The 14063-nt window shown below is 67.8% G+C and carries 13 protein-coding genes; 6 read left to right on the top strand and 7 right to left on the bottom strand.

The features are described from left to right. Positions 1–46: 46 nt before the first annotated feature. Both LDL49_RS41125 and LDL49_RS41120 read right to left on the bottom strand, forming a co-directional pair. Positions 47–1021: a CPBP family intramembrane glutamic endopeptidase gene (locus LDL49_RS41125; RefSeq protein ID WP_225299971.1), complete on the bottom strand. Its 975-nt coding sequence runs from the start codon at positions 1019–1021 to the stop codon at positions 47–49. Between the two features lie 409 nt (positions 1022–1430). Further along, positions 1431–1685: a GntR family transcriptional regulator gene (locus LDL49_RS41120; RefSeq protein WP_225299969.1), complete on the bottom strand. Its 255-nt coding sequence runs from the start codon at positions 1683–1685 to the stop codon at positions 1431–1433. 95 nt (positions 1686–1780) lie between these two features. Between LDL49_RS41120 and LDL49_RS41115 the strand changes: the two genes are divergently transcribed. The 6 genes from LDL49_RS41115 (at position 1781) to LDL49_RS41090 (ending at position 7088) form a co-directional block, all read left to right on the top strand. Beyond that, complete coding sequence (locus LDL49_RS41115) at positions 1781–1990, top strand: hypothetical protein (RefSeq protein ID WP_225299967.1); 210 nt, start codon at positions 1781–1783, stop codon at positions 1988–1990. Positions 1991–2411: 421 nt separating this feature from the next. After that, positions 2412–2867: a hypothetical protein gene (locus tag LDL49_RS41110; protein WP_225299966.1), complete on the top strand. Its 456-nt coding sequence runs from the start codon at positions 2412–2414 to the stop codon at positions 2865–2867. Positions 2868–3959: 1092 nt separating this feature from the next. Continuing rightward, positions 3960–4373, top strand: coding sequence for a TOBE domain-containing protein (locus LDL49_RS41105; RefSeq protein WP_225299964.1), 414 nt, complete (start codon positions 3960–3962; stop codon positions 4371–4373). Between the two features lie 13 nt (positions 4374–4386). Continuing rightward, positions 4387–5190: a molybdate ABC transporter substrate-binding protein gene (modA, locus tag LDL49_RS41100; protein WP_225299961.1), complete on the top strand. Its 804-nt coding sequence runs from the start codon at positions 4387–4389 to the stop codon at positions 5188–5190. Positions 5191–5196: 6 nt separating this feature from the next. Next, positions 5197–6060, top strand: a complete 864-nt coding sequence (locus LDL49_RS41095) for an ABC transporter permease (RefSeq protein WP_372470559.1) — start codon at positions 5197–5199, stop codon at positions 6058–6060. Next, positions 6057–7088: an ABC transporter ATP-binding protein gene (locus tag LDL49_RS41090; RefSeq protein ID WP_225299959.1), complete on the top strand. Its 1032-nt coding sequence runs from the start codon at positions 6057–6059 to the stop codon at positions 7086–7088. The genes LDL49_RS41095 and LDL49_RS41090 overlap by 4 nt, the downstream gene beginning before the upstream one ends. A gap of 294 nt (positions 7089–7382) precedes the next feature. On the opposite strand, the gene LDL49_RS41085 is transcribed toward LDL49_RS41090, so the two are convergent. The 5 genes from LDL49_RS41085 to LDL49_RS41065 form a co-directional block, all read right to left on the bottom strand. Further along, entirely contained in the window at positions 7383–9383 is a 2001-nt protein-coding gene (locus LDL49_RS41085) for a diflavin oxidoreductase (RefSeq protein WP_225299957.1), read from the bottom strand. A gap of 132 nt (positions 9384–9515) precedes the next feature. Further along, positions 9516–10796, bottom strand: a complete 1281-nt coding sequence (locus LDL49_RS41080; RefSeq protein WP_225299955.1) for a Gfo/Idh/MocA family protein — start codon at positions 10794–10796, stop codon at positions 9516–9518. A gap of 68 nt (positions 10797–10864) precedes the next feature. Then, positions 10865–12142 carry an ABC transporter substrate-binding protein gene (locus LDL49_RS41075; protein WP_225299953.1) on the bottom strand — a complete coding sequence of 426 codons (1278 nt, stop codon included), beginning with the start codon at positions 12140–12142 and terminating at the stop codon, positions 10865–10867. Positions 12143–12177: 35 nt separating this feature from the next. Continuing rightward, positions 12178–13047: a carbohydrate ABC transporter permease gene (locus LDL49_RS41070; protein WP_225299952.1), complete on the bottom strand. Its 870-nt coding sequence runs from the start codon at positions 13045–13047 to the stop codon at positions 12178–12180. After that, on the bottom strand, positions 13031–14002 hold the full coding sequence (locus LDL49_RS41065) for a carbohydrate ABC transporter permease (protein ID WP_225299950.1): 972 nt from the start codon (positions 14000–14002) through the stop codon (positions 13031–13033). Before LDL49_RS41065 ends, LDL49_RS41070 begins: the two co-directional genes overlap by 17 nt. Between the last annotated feature and the right edge of the window lie 61 nt (positions 14003–14063).

Here is a 14063-nt window from a genome sequence, read left to right as displayed (position 1 = left end):
GGACGGCTTTCCGGTCCCACGCCCGCGCTCTCGCTCTTCTGGTCGTTCAGTTCTGATGAGCGACCTCCGGCGTGGATTCCTCGGCCTTGCGGTAACCGAGGCGGCCGCGGGTCGCGACGAGAATGATGATCGCTACCGTGCTGCTGGCGATCAGGGTGACATGGGACGTCTGCTCCGCGGTGGCGATCGACGGGAACATGTCCGAGTAGGCGAGCGACATGAAGTTGTTGACGCTGACGTGCAGCAGCATGACCAGGGGCAGGCTCTGACCGGTCCGGTTGAACACCCAGGTGACGATCACGCTGAAGACACTGGCGAAGGCGACGAACTCGCCGACCGTCAGCCAGGTGACGTTCGGCCACCCGCCCCACTCACTCAGGAACAGCGGCACGTGCCAGAAGCCCCACAGCGGGCCGAGAATGAGAGTGCCGCCCAGCGGGCCGAACTTGCGCTGCAGGCGGGGCAGGGCGAAGTCCCGCCAACCGGGCTCTTCCGCCAGACCAGTGGTGACCATCTGGAGCAGCAGGCTCGGCAGGTAGGCCACCAGCACGGCGACGGGCGGCATGTGGATGTCTTCGTTGGACACCGCGAGACCGGCGACGATGATGGCGGCGGGAACGCCGACGGCGGTCCCGAGGTACCAGACCCAGCTGACCCGCCACTTCAGCATCCGCCCGACCCACCGACGAAGACCTGCCCGGCCGTCCGCGATCGCGGTCACGATGAACGCGGCGAAGATCGGCCCGAGATAGGCGCCCGGGAGAACACCGGCGAACTGCGTGGTCCCGAGCAGCGAGGGGAATGTGAAATCTAAAACCCCTAGGCCGGTCGCCGAGAGAATGTAGGGCGCCCAGGCGAGCCAGCTCATCAGATTCGCCAGTACGAAGAAACTGAGCAGCGGACGGCGACGGATGAAACCCCTTAGCCCGGTCTGACTCGGATGACGCTCGATGCCCCGCTGGCTGTCGACTGACATTTCATTTTCTCCCGAGAGATGCGCTTGACTGACAGTGATCAGCACATCAGTCAGGGGCTCTCTCGGTCGCTCCCATGTACGCCCCAATGGGGGTATAGCTAGGGGTACCTACGCCGTTCCACGTGGGCATACAGGCGTCCCGGTATAAGCCGTCGCGAGCCCGGCCCAGCGGTTCAGGTCCCTGGATCACCTTCCAGGTCTACGCCCACGTGATCCGCTCGGCGGAAGCTCTTGGAGAGGGCGGGAATGCTCTCGCCTAAACCCGCCTGTTCTTGGACGGTCGATTAGGACCAGGTCGATGCTGAGCACCGCGCGTTGGCGTCCGTCCGAGAAAGTGAATCACTTCTGTCGACGCCTGGGCCTTCTTCGCAGAATGTCTATCGCTGGAGTCGCGGTGATGTTCGGCCTCCTGCGTCGCTGTCGCCACGCTGGGCTGTCGGCTTGGCGCCATGGCCTACGCCTTGGAGGGGCTACTGGTGTCGGGTGGGCTGACGAAGCTACCCATGCCGCGGACGGTATAGATGGCCCCCTCTTCGCGGAGGGCTCTCATCGCCTTGTGGGCGGTCATCCGAGCGATGCCGAACTCCTGCATGAGATCGTTCTCGCTCGGCACGCGTGAGCCGGGGCGGTAGACACCTGCTGCAATGCGTTCGCGGATCACCTGTGCAGCCTGCTGCCATCTTGGCTGATCCTCACGGAACTCGATCACGATGCAACTGTAGAAAACTGTGAACTACCATCGTTTACCGGATGGCACCGTAGACGCCTATAGACAACCATGTGGCGCATGCTTAGTGTTGAGGCATGGCGACACTCGGCTATGACCTTGACGCGCTTCGTGCCACGTTCCCCGGCTGGTCGTTCTTCCGCAGCGACGCCGGCGTGTTCTACGCGACCAGGCGCGGCGTCCAGCTCCGCAACGCCGAGATCGACGCGGGTCTTCAGCAGACGGTGAGCGCCGACGACGTGGTGGCGTTCGTGGCGCTCCTCCACGCCCAGCACCCCCGGCAGTGAAGCGGTGGCCACCTCGATGCCCCTCGCCGATTGCCACGGGGTGCACGTGGCAGCTCCGCACGCTCACGCCAAGCCGGTGGACTGGGAGCCCAGCCGACCACGCGCGCATCGAATACGGGTGCGCCAGTACACGTGCAGCTGCCGGCTTCCGATCTTCGAGCTGTGTACGGCAGGCGGGCTATGGTTCGTCCGGCGAATCTCAGACCGGGCTCCAGCTGGCATCGTGGAAAGCACCTGGGTGTCCGCCCGCGCAGCCGACGATCTTTGGTTGAGGATCCTGAGCGGCCAGGCGCGCTGACTCGGTGCGCTCAACGCGGGTGGAACGCCGCACATCTGCTGAGCAATCTCGGCGCGTTCGGCTGGTCTGGGATGGAAGCGAAGTGGAAGCTGTTTGTCGTACCCGACGGCTACTCTCCGGCCCATGTCAGTCCCCGAGGTCATTCCCATCGTCTACGAGCCCGACTACCACACCGACACAATCGGCCACTGGCACGGCGGGCAGTTCTTCGGCTCTGTCATAGCCGCCTTCCCACAGGGCTACACGCACACTGAAGACTGGCCAGCACACAAACGCTGGTCCGCCGTCCTGCACACCTTCGACGCCGCCGGCCATCACCTCGACACCCGCGTCGAACAAACCGGCACCGACGACGACCACCGAACGGCCGTCGACACCGCACAAGAGCGACTGCAAGAGTGGCTCAGCGCCCTTCCCGGCCTCCGGTTCGGCGACATCGCCATCCGACCTTTCCAGCACACGTGCAACGACATCCTGTACGGCCTCGTCATAGAGACCTTCGAAGGCGAAGAACACGCCGAGTTCTACCCGAACGGCATCGGCTTTTACGAACCCTGGGACGGCTTGTACGACACCTGACCACCCGGTTCGTAGGCAAGGGCGGACGCCTAGTCAGCGGAATCTCGCCTTGCTCAGATGGTGGTACGAGTCGGTGGAGGGTGATCCTCTAAGACGGTCTTGCTGTATCGGCCGCTGTACACCACCTCTGCGGACGAAACCTTGCACTACGCTCAACTCGCCACCTGCACCGATGGCTACCAATCATCAAGGGCCTTCGCGTCCCATGAAAGCCGGATCGTTGGCTTGGTCTGGAGCACAACCGGCTCCTTGTAATCCTCCCGGAACCATAGCTTCAGTCCTTCGTAGCCGGACCGCTCGCGCTCAACGGACAGCCTCCCGAGACGTCGCAGCCGCTTGATATACGTGATCTCCTCCCCGTCCGCAGCGCGGCCTTAGCCAGCGGATGCGGCACCGTCAAGTCCGCTTCCATCGCGGAACGACTTGACGAGCGTCAGCTCGTCGTCGGTCAGCTTGATCTTCACCACATTGCGCCGTCCACCCGGAACACGCCGCCGTCGCTAGGCCAAGCGTTGGGCAACCTCGGAGCGCCCTCTGCCAGGTGCGGCGCTTCGATGACGCCATCACAGCGTTCAAACAGGCCCAAGACATCTTTGAGTCCATCGGAGATAAACACAGCCGCGACATCGTGTAGCCATCCTCGAAGAGGGTCTGCTACGGCACCCCCACGGATAACGTTCTGGCGCCTGCCTTCGGCCTGCGGCCAGCTGAGGAATACGACACGGCGGAATACGTCACGGTACCGGTCCACTGGTAGCGATATCTCTTGCCTGTGAGGCCAACGGAGAACGCGCAGGCGAAGCCTGCGCCCGAGGAGGGCGTCCGAGCGTAGCGAGGCCCTGCAGGGGTCGGGCCGTTGGCCCGACTGGGAAGGACGCCTGAGCCCCCGGAAGCGCGGAGCGCCGACTGCGAAGCCCGTTGTGCGCCGCAGGCGCCCCTGGAAGAACGTCCGGAGCGAAGCGCAGGCCCTTTGTGCCGTGTCGACGGTCCAGCGCCGATCTCGTGGATGCGATGGCAGAGCCGTAAGTGATGCCGCTACTGCAACGGAAGACAGCTATTCAGGCTTGAATGTGCGGAAGGTATCGTGATGGTGTGACGACGTTTCGGATCAGCGAAGCCGCAGCGCTGCTCGGGGTCAGCTCCGACACCGTTCGCCGGTGGGTGGACGCGGGTCGGCTGGGGGCCGAGCGGGATGAGCACGGCCACCGGCGGGTCAACGGCGCCGACCTGGCGGCTTTCGCCCGCTCGCAGATCGAGGAGAGCGACGGCGGTAGCCGGTCCTCGGCGCGTAACCGCTTTCGCGGGATCGTGACCGAGGTGATCCGCGATGCGGTGATGGCGCAGGTGGAGATCGCCGCCGGGCCGTTTCGGGTGGTGTCGCTGATGAGCCGCCAGGCCGCCGACGAGTTGGGCCTGGAGGTGGGGGTGGTGGCGGTCGCCGTGATCAAGTCCACCAACGTCGTCGTGGAGATTCCCGCTCACGAGCGCGTGGCCAGTTTTCTGTGAGGAGCCCTCCTTGGTGTTCAGGCGTCTTTCCCGATGGGCGATCGCCCTGCCCGTCGCGCTCGCGCTCGCGGGCCTGTCCGGTTGCGGATCCGGCCAACCGGCCACCTCCTCCGCAACGTCGGCGTCGGCCTCCGCCGGGGGCGGGGCCAAGGAGGTGACGGTGTTCGCCGCGGCCTCGCTGACCGGGACGTTCACCGAGCTCGGCAAGGCCTTCGAGGCCGCGCACCCGGGTACGACGGTGAAGTTCAACTTCGGCTCCAGCGCGACGCTGGCTCAGCAGATCGTCCAGGGGGCGCCGGCGGACGTGTTCGCCGCGGCGAGCCCGGCCACGATGAAGACGGTGACCGACGCGTCGTCGGCGAGTGCGCCGACCACGTTCGTGCGTAACAAGCTGGAGATCGCCGTGCCGAAGGACAATCCGGCCAAGGTGGATGAGTTGAAGGACCTGGCCGACAGCAAGGTGAAGGTGGCCTTGTGCGCCGAGCAGGTGCCGTGCGGGGCGGCGGCGGTCAAGGCGCTGGACGCGGCCGGGCTGAAGGTCAAGCCTGTGACGCTGGAGCAGGACGTCAAGGCCACGCTGACCAAGGTCGAGTTGGGCGAGGTGGACGCGGCCCTGGTGTACAAGACCGATGTGATCGCCTCGGCGGGCAAGGTGCGGGGGCTCGAGTTCCCCGAGGCGGACAAGGCGATCAACGACTATCCGATCGCCACGCTGGCCAAGGCTCCGGCCGGTGATCTGGCCAAGCAGTTCGTGGATCTGGTGCTGTCGCAGCAGGGCAAGGACGTGCTGACCAAGGCCGGCTTCGAGGCGCCCTGATCGCTCATGAACTCTTCCGTGCCGGAGCAGGTCGATCTGTCGAGCTCACCACGCGGGCCCGGCAGCCGGCCGGCCGCGGGGCGCGAGGTCTCCGGGCGCCTGCCGTGGATGCTGGTCGTGCCCGCCGTCGTGGGTCTGGTCTTCCTCGTGCTGCCGCTGGCCGGGCTGCTGATCCGCGCCCCCTGGCCCACGCTGCTGCAGCGGCTGGCCGAGCCGCAGGTGCTGGAGGCGTTGCGGCTGTCGCTGGTGTGCGCCACCATCGCCACCGCCGTGTGCCTGCTGCTCGGGGTGCCGCTGGCCTGGCTGCTGGCCCGGGTGTCGTTTCCCGGGCGGCGGCTGGTCCGGGCCCTGGTCACCGTCCCGCTGGTGCTGCCGCCGGTGGTCGGCGGTGTGGCGTTGCTGCTCGTACTGGGGCGGCGCGGGCTGGTCGGGCAGTGGCTGGAGGCCACGTTCGGCATCACGCTGCCGTTCACCACCGCCGGGGTGATCATCGCCGAGGCGTTCGTGGCGATGCCCTTCCTGGTGATCAGCGTTGAGGGGGCGTTGCGTGGTGCCGACCGGCGTTTCGAGGAGGCCGCGGCCACGCTGGGCGCCTCGCGGTGGACGGTGTTCCGGCGGGTGACGCTGCCGATGGTCATGCCGGGCGTCGTGGCCGGGGCGGTGTTGTGCTGGGCGCGGGCGTTGGGCGAGTTCGGCGCGACGATCACGTTCGCGGGCAACTTCCCCGGCACCACCCGCACCATGCCGCTGGCGGTCTATCTGGCGCTGGAGACCGAGCCGGAAGCGGCCATCGTGCTCAGCCTCGTTCTGCTGGCCGTCTCGGTGATCATTTTGACCAGCCTGCGTGACCGGTGGGTGAGCGCGCCATGACTCTGCACGCCCGGCTGGTGGTCGCCCGGCCCGCCTTCACCCTCGACCTCACCCTGGAGGTCGCTCCGGGCGAGGTCGTCGCGCTGCTCGGCCCCAACGGCGCGGGCAAGACCACCGCCCTGCGCGCCCTGGCCGGGCTCACTCGCCTGTCCGACGGGCAGATCGTTCTGCGCGGCAGGCCGCTGCACACGCTGCCCGCCGAGGAACGCCCGATCGGCATGGTCTTCCAGGACTACCTGCTCTTCCCACACCTGACGGCGCTGGACAACGTCGCGTTCGGGCCGCGCTGCCACGGGGTGCCCAAGGCCGAGGCCCGCCGTACCGCCGCCGCCCTGCTGGAACGCGTCGGCCTGGCCGATCGCGCCGCCGCCAAGCCACGGCAGCTGTCCGGCGGCCAGGCTCAGCGGGTCGCGCTGGCGCGGGCGCTGGCCATACAGCCCGATCTGCTGCTGCTGGACGAGCCGCTGGCCGCGCTCGACGCCCACACCCGGCTGGAGATCCGCTCCCAGCTGCGCCGTCACCTGGCCGACTTCGACGGCGCGACCGTGCTGGTCACCCACGACCCCCTCGACGCGATGGTGCTGGCCGACCGGCTGGTCGTGATCGAGAACGGCGCCATCGTCCAGCAGGGCAGTCCGGCCGAGGTCGCCCGCCGCCCCCGTACCGACTACGTGGCCCGCCTGGTCGGGCTCAACCTGTATCGCGGCGTGGCCGACGGAGCCCGGGTCAAGGTCGGCGAGCTGTTGCTGCACACCTACGAGCACCTCGACGGGCCCGCGTTCGTCGCCTTCCCGCCCTCCGCCGTCGCCCTCTACCGGACCCGCCCGGACGGCAGTCCGCGCAACCTGTGGCAAGCCCGCATCGAGGGCATCGAACGCCACGGCGACAACGTACGCGTGCACCTCGACGGCCCCGTCACCGCCTTCGCCGACATCACCCCCGCCGCCGTCGCCGACCTCGACCTGACCCTGGGCCAGCAGATCTGGGCCTCGGCCAAGGCCACCGAGACCCACGCCTACCCCGCATGAACCCGCCCGCGCCGGACGAGCGGCATGACTGCAACGCCATCTGCCTCGGCGGGCCCTGCCACGGCCTGCTCACCCACGTCGACCAGGACATCGGCCTCCTGGCCATCCCCGTCCGCGCCACTCGCTGGACGAGCCCGAGCAGAGCGCCGGTTACCGCGTCACCCGCGAGCGGGTGCGCTACTGGGGGCAGCCCGAGCTGTACATCGCCCTGCACTGGGCCGGCTCGCCCTGCTCCTGGGAGTGCTCGGCCCCATAACCGGTCGTCGGCGGCCCGCAAGCGCTCGACGTCCGTAGTCAATACACGTCGCGTACGTAGCGCTTGCTCGCGGCCAGCTGCTTGACGTACGCGGCCGCGTCGTCAGGAGAGAGGCCGCCGTAGCGGGCCGTGATGTCATGCAGGGTCTGGTCGACGTCCTTGGCCATCCGGCCGGCGTCACCGCACACATATACGTGTGCCCCGTCCTGCAGCCAGGCCCAGAGCTGGGCACCGTGCTCGCGCATGCGGTCCTGAACGTAGACCTTGGCGCGCTGGTCGCGGGAGAAGGCCAGGTCGAGGCGGGTCAGCAGCCCGTCGTCGTGCATCTCGGTGAGTTCGTCGCGGTAGTAGAAGTCGGTGGCACGGCGCTGCTCACCGAAGAAGAGCCAGTTACGGCCGTGGTGGCCGAGGGCGCGGCGTTCGTCGAGGAAGCCGAGGAAGGGGGCGACGCCGGTGCCGGGGCCGATCATCACCATCGGGGTGCCCGGGTCCGAGGGCGGGCGGAAGTGGGTGGTGTGCTGGACGTACACCGGTACCTGGGCCCGCTCCGGGTTGTCGGCCAGGTAGGCCGAGCACGCTCCGGTACGCGGGCGGCCGCGCAGATTGTCGAAGCGGACCACCGAGATGGTCAGGCGTATCTCGTCAGGGCTGGTCAGCGGGCTGGAGGAGATGGAGTACAGGCGCGGCTGGAGCCGTTTGAGCACGCCGAGCCATTCCTGGGCGCCGGCGCGTACCGGGAGTTCGGCGATGACGTCGATGGCCTGGCGGCTCCATGTCCACTTGGCCAGCTCGCCCTTGTTGCCTGGACGCAGCAACCGGGACAGATCGCGGTTACGAGTACGTTCGGCGACGAACTTGAGCAGGCCCGGGGTGATCTTGGTGATGTCCAGATGGCGGTGCAGCGCCTCCCCGAGGGGAAGCGAGCCGAGGCCGGTGAGCTCCACGTTGTCGACCGGGCTGAGACCGGTCACCGCCAGCCATTCCATCACCAGATCGGCGCTGTTGACGGGCATGACGCCGAGAGCGTCCCCGGCCTGGTAGGCCAGCTCGCCGCCGGTGTCGAAGGTGAACTGGCGGACCTCTTTGGCCGAGCCGGGCAGACTGAGCAGCCGGTTGCCCGACAGCGTCGCGGTGAAGGGCGCCGCCTTGCGCGGACTGGTGGACGGATCGAGGGGCACGGCCGGCGCGGGCGTGGTCTCAGCGAGCGTGGCGAGCACCTGGTCGAGCCAGCTCAGAGCGCGCTCCTGGTCGTCGGGCTCGCAATCGGCGCGCGGCGCCAGGCGGACCGCGCCGAGCTCCTCCAGACGCCGGTCGAGCTGGCGTCCGTGGCCGCAGAAGTCGTCGTAGCTGGAGTCGCCGAAGGCCAGCACCGCATAGCGCACGCCGTCGAGCCGCGGTGCTCCTGGCTCGGCGAGCGCCTCCCAGAAGGCGGCACCGTTGTCGGGTGCTTCACCGTCGCCGAACGTACTGGAGATGACGAGCAGGTCCGCCTCGGCGGGAAGAGCTGCCGGGGTGCAGTCGGCCATGTCGACGAGCCTGGCCTTGCGGCCCGTGCCGGCCAGGCGGCGAGCGCTCGCGGCGGCGAACTCCTCGGCGTTTCCGGTCTGCGAGGCCCACAGGACGATGAGCTCGCGCACCGGCGTCTCGGGCACGTCGGTGGGTTGCGGAACCAGCGCAGGGGCCGCGATGCGGGAGAAGGCGCCGGCCAGCGCGCCGTTGATCCACAGAGCGTGGCTCGGGTCGATGGGGGCATGGCTCGGCAAGATCGGTACGGCCGTACCGGCGGGCGGCGCATCACTCAGACCGGCCAGGAAACCGGCCAGATACTGGCGTTCGTGACCTGCGAGCACCGGCGGGGTCAGCTCGGCCAGCCCGAACAGCCCGGCCAGCGCCGCGACCGGACCGGGCACCGCCTGCCCGGTCTCCCGCACGGCCGGCTCGGGCGCTCGTGAGGGGACGTCGGCGGGCTGCTCCGTGACCACCCTGGCCAGGGAGACCGCGCACACCTTCAGCTCGGGCTGGAACGAGATCGGATCCACGGCGTCGCTGGTGACGGCGTTGACGCTGAGGTACTCGCCGAACAGGTCGTTCCACAGCCCGCACGGACAGGCCCGTAGGCAGTACGCCGCCTGCGGATGGCCTACCGGCCCGCCCGGGGAACCGGTCGTCGGTCAGGCGTCGGCCAGGCGGGTGCCGTCGTCGGTCAGGTGGACGGCGCGGCCGGTGGCGGCCGAGCGGTTGGCCGCGGCGCCCACAAGTACGCTGCGGATGCCGTCGCGGTAACCCGCCGGACGCCCGAGCGGGTCGTCGCCGGGGCCGCGGAAGACGTCGTCGAGCAGCAGCCGGTCGCCGCCGCCGTGGCCGCCCTCCCCCTGCTCGATCACGATCTCCTCGCGCTCCTGCCAGTGCCGGTGCAGGGTGAGCTTCTCCCATGCGCCGGCCGCGTGCTGCTTGGTGGCGGCGCTCGGGTCGATCGCGGCGTGCGGTGGCGTCCAAGATCGCTCGCAGACCTCCAGCTCGACGCGCCCCTCCGTGCCGTTGAACACCACCCGGTAGCCCTCGTACGGGGCGTGCGCGGTGAGCGAGTAGGTGAGCATGGCCCGGTTGGCGTAGCGGACCAGGACCGACATGTTGTCGTCGATGGTCACGCCCGGTCCGAAGACGTCCTGGTCGCGGATGTAGCCGTCCTCGTGCTCGGCGTCCAGGTAGAGCCGCTTGAGGTGCTCGTCGGTGGAGATGTCGAGGATGAACGGGTCGGTGCCGAGGCCGGACGCGCCCTGGCCGCGGGCGGGGCGTGGGCCTCGGGGCAGGGCCTGGCCGTAGAAGCGCAGGTCGGTCTGGGCGAAGACGAGCTCGGGTGCCGCGGCGAGCCACCAGTTGACCAGGTCGAAGTGGTGGGTGGACTTGTGCACCAGCAGGCCGCCGGAGTTGGCCCGCTCGCGGTGCCAGCGGCGGAAGTAGTCGGCGCCGTGGATGGTGTCCAGCGCCCAGTCGAAGTGGACCGAGGTGACCTCGCCGATCGCGCCTTCGCTGATCAGCTTCTTGACCGCCGAGTTGCGGGGCGAGTAGCGGTAGTTGAAGGTGACCACCAGCTTGCCCGGGTTGCGCTCGGCGGCCGCGGCGATGGCCTCGCAGCCTTCGGCGTCGATGGTGAGCGGCTTCTCCACGATGACGTCGAGGCCCGCGTCGAGGGCGGCGACGACGTAGCGGGCGTGCGTCGCGTCCACCGTGGTGACCACGACCGCGTCGGCCAGCTCCAGCAGCTTGCCGAAATCGTCCGGCTGGAAGCGGGGCACGTCCGCGCCGATGCGCTCGGCGTAGTAGTCCATGCGGGTCCGGTTGGTGTCGCAGAGGCCGGCGATCGTCCCGGTGTCCCGCCAGTCACCCAGCAGGGCGTCGATGTACATCCGGACGCGGTGACCAAGGCCGACGAAGGCGTACCTGGTGCTCAACTTCTCTCCCCGAGTAGCGAAAATGACGGGCCGGAGCCGCTGACAGCCCCGGCCCTGCTGTACCGAGCTCAGCCGGCGATGGCCGCGTTGGCCTCGGTCAGGAACTTCTGTGCGGCGGCGTCCGGTGTCGTCTTGGCGAAGACGACCTCCTCGGTGATGCGCTTGAGGATGTCGTCCACCTGGAGGGCGCCCTTCGGCGGAGCGGCGATCGGGCTCAGCTCGCTCCTGACCTCGTCGATGAAGGCCAGCGTCTTCTGGTCGACGGCCGGCAGCTTGTCCTTGACGGCGGCGAGCACCTTGGCGTTGGTCGGCAGGCCGCGGTCGCTCAGCAGGATCGAGGCCGCGTCCGGGTCGTTGACCATGAAGTCGATGAACTTGGCGGCTTCCGCCGGATGCTCGGACTTGGCGGCGACCGTGTAGAACATCGACGGCTGCAGGAACATACCGCTGGTGGTCGCCTCCTTCACCTTGGGCATGCGCAGCAGGGTCAGCTCCTGACCGGACGCCTTGGTCAGGCCGCCGAGCTGGTTGCTCCACCACATGCCCGTCGCACCGGTGTTGGTGCCCAGCGGTGACTGTTCGACCCCGCCCGCGATCAGCTCGGAGCTCTTCGCCGCGTCAGGCGAGCCCTTGGTCTGGATGAGCTGCTGGTGGATGCCCCACCAGGCCTTCAGCGTGTCGGGCGAGACGCCCAGCTTCTTGCCGTCGTACAGCTTCTCGCCGCGCTGGGCCGCGAAGATCTGCAGCCAGGCGGGGTTGTAGTTGTACTCGGCTCCCGTGATGCCGCCACCGCTCGCGCTGATCTGCTTGGCCAGGTTGATCCAGTCGTCCCAGGTCCAGGACTTGTCGTCGGGCACCTTCTGCTTGGCCTTCTCGATCGTCGCCTTGTTGACGAGCATGGAGAAGGCGTTGACGCCGGAGGGAATGGCGTACTGCTTGCTGTCGATGTTCCCGGCGGCGAGCGCCTGCTGGTCGAGGTCGGTCGTGACCACCTTGCCCGCCAGGTCGGCCAGGGCGCCGCGCCCGGCGTACTCGCCCAGGCCGCGGATCTCGATGCTCATGACGTCGGGGGCGTCGTTCGCCGCCACCTTGGTGGCCAGTTTCTCGTAGTAGTTGTTGAAGTCGGAGAAGTCACCCTCGACGTTGATGGTCGGGTTCTTCTCCTCGAACTTCTTGATCACCTGCTCGGTGAGCTTCTGCCGGGAGTCGCTGCCCCAGTAGGAGAAGCGGAGTTCGACCTTGCCACTGTCCGCCTTGTCGCCGCCGCCACAGGCGCCGACCGACGTCATCACGGTGGCCGCGAGCAGGGCGACCGTCCAAATCTTCGTACGCGAGCTGAAACTCACAGCTCTACCTCCTGGTGAAGAGTTGCGGGGGGGTGTTACTTGAGTCCGGTGGTCGCCATGCCACGGATCAGGTATTTCTGACCGGCCAGGAAGAATCCGAAGATCGGCCCCAGCGACACGATCGACATGGCGAACATCGGCCCCCACGAGGACTCGCCGCTGGAGTCCAGGAACTGGCGCAGCGCCACGGCGACTGTGAGGTTGTCGGAGTTCGTCAGGTACAGGTTCTGGCTGAAGAAGTCGTTCCACGTCCAGATGAAGGTGAAGATGCCGGTCGTCGCGAGCGCCGGGGTGCAGAGCGGAAGGATCACCTGAAGGAAGACCCGCCAGTAACCCGCGCCGTCGATGGAGGCGGCCTCGTCCAGCTCCCTCGGCAGGGTCCGGATGAACTGCACCATCAGGAAGATGAAGAACGCGTCCGTGGCCAGGAACTTGGGCACGATCAGCGGCCAGATCGTGTTGATCCAGTCGAGCTTGGAGAACACGATGTACTGCGGCACGACGGTCACGTGGTGCGGCAGCATGATCGAGCCGAGCATGACCGCGAACCAGAGCTTCTTCAGCGGGAAGTTCAGCCGGGCGAAGGCGTACGCGGCCAGGGAGCAGGCGATCAGGTTGGCCGCGACCGACAGGCCGGTGATGACCGCGGAGTTCCACAGGTAGAACCCGAAGGTGTGCTTGAGCGAGGTCCAGCCGTCGCTGTAGTTCTCCAGCGTGAAGGTGCTCGGCCACAGGCCGGGCTCGCGGAAGATGAGCTCCTCCGGCTTCAGCGAGCTGGACACCATCCAGAGCAGCGGGTACAGCATGACCAGGCCGAAGCCGATCAGCAGGATGTGCTTGAGCAGGCGACTGCCCCGCGGAAGCGGGCGGAACAGCAGCGGGACGGCCTTACTTGGTGTCGCCATAGAAGACCCAATACTTCGACGCGAGGAAGTTGACACCGGTCAGGCCGGCGATGATGAGCAGCAGCACCCAGGCCATCGCTGCCGCGTAGCCCATGTCGTAGCTCTTGAAGCCCTTCAGGTAGAGGTAGAGCGTGTAGAAGAGGGTGGAGTCGACCGGTCCGCCGGTACCGCTGCTGACGATGAACGACTGGGTGAAGGACTGGAACGACTTGATCACTTCGAGTACGAGGTTGAAGAAGATGATCGGCGTCAGCAGGGGCAGCGTGATCGAGCGGAACTGGCGGAGCTTGCCGGCCCCGTCCACCTGGGCCGCCTCGTAGTAGCTCTGCGGAATCTGCCGCAGCCCCGCCAGGAAGATCACCATGGGCGCGCCGAACGTCCACACGTGCAGGAGGATCAGCGTTCCCAGCGCGGTGTTGGGGTCGGAGACCCAGCCCGCGCCCTGGATGCCGAAGACGTCCAGCAAGGCGTTGACCAGGCCGTCGCTACCGAAGAGCTTGCGCCAGAGAATGGCGATCGCCACGCTGCCACCCAGCAGGGAGGGCAGGTAGTAGATCGAACGGTAGAACGACAGACCACGCAGCCCGCGATCGAGCGCCAGGGCCAGCCCGAGCGCGAAGGCCAGCTGCAGCGGCACCGACACGACCACGTAGATCGTGGTCACCTTCAGCGAGGTGAGGAACCGCGTGTCCTCGGTGAACATCTTCGCGTAGTTGTCGAGCCCGATCCACTTGGCCGTTTCCAGCATGTTGAAGTCGGTGAACGACAGGTAGAGCGACGCCAGGATCGGGCCGACCGTGATCACCAACAGGCCGAGGAACCATGGGGCCAGGAAGAGGTAGGCCGTGCGGGCCTCACGCCGTTTGTGGGCGTTCACCGGCTTGGCGCGCCTCGCTCCCGGCGGCTTGGCGTGGGCTCGCCGGGGAGCCGGGGTTACCGCGATCGAATCGGACATAGACGCATGTGTCCCTCATTCCTGGCCGTCCGGCACGGCGGGATTGGATAGCGCTTTCCTA

The organism is Nonomuraea aurantiaca, assembly GCF_020215705.1.
GTDB lineage: Bacteria > Actinomycetota > Actinomycetes > Streptosporangiales > Streptosporangiaceae > Nonomuraea > Nonomuraea aurantiaca.
Note: the sequence above shows the minus strand (reverse complement) of the source record. Positions and strands in the feature narration are given on the sequence as shown.

Bases quoted from the DNA above. Each gene is read 5' to 3' on its own strand.
- LDL49_RS41090 (WP_225299959.1), top strand. From the start codon at position 6,057: ATGACTCTGCACGCCCGGCTGGTGGTCGCCCGGCCCGCCTTCACCCTC.
- LDL49_RS41115 (WP_225299967.1), top strand. From the start codon at position 1,781: ATGGCGACACTCGGCTATGACCTTGACGCGCTTCGTGCCACGTTCCCC.
- LDL49_RS41065 (WP_225299950.1), bottom strand. From the start codon at position 14,002: ATGTCCGATTCGATCGCGGTAACCCCGGCTCCCCGGCGAGCCCACGCC.
- LDL49_RS41070 (WP_225299952.1), bottom strand. From the start codon at position 13,047: ATGGCGACACCAAGTAAGGCCGTCCCGCTGCTGTTCCGCCCGCTTCCG.
- LDL49_RS41110 (WP_225299966.1), top strand. From the start codon at position 2,412: ATGTCAGTCCCCGAGGTCATTCCCATCGTCTACGAGCCCGACTACCAC.
- LDL49_RS41095 (WP_372470559.1), top strand. From the start codon at position 5,197: ATGAACTCTTCCGTGCCGGAGCAGGTCGATCTGTCGAGCTCACCACGC.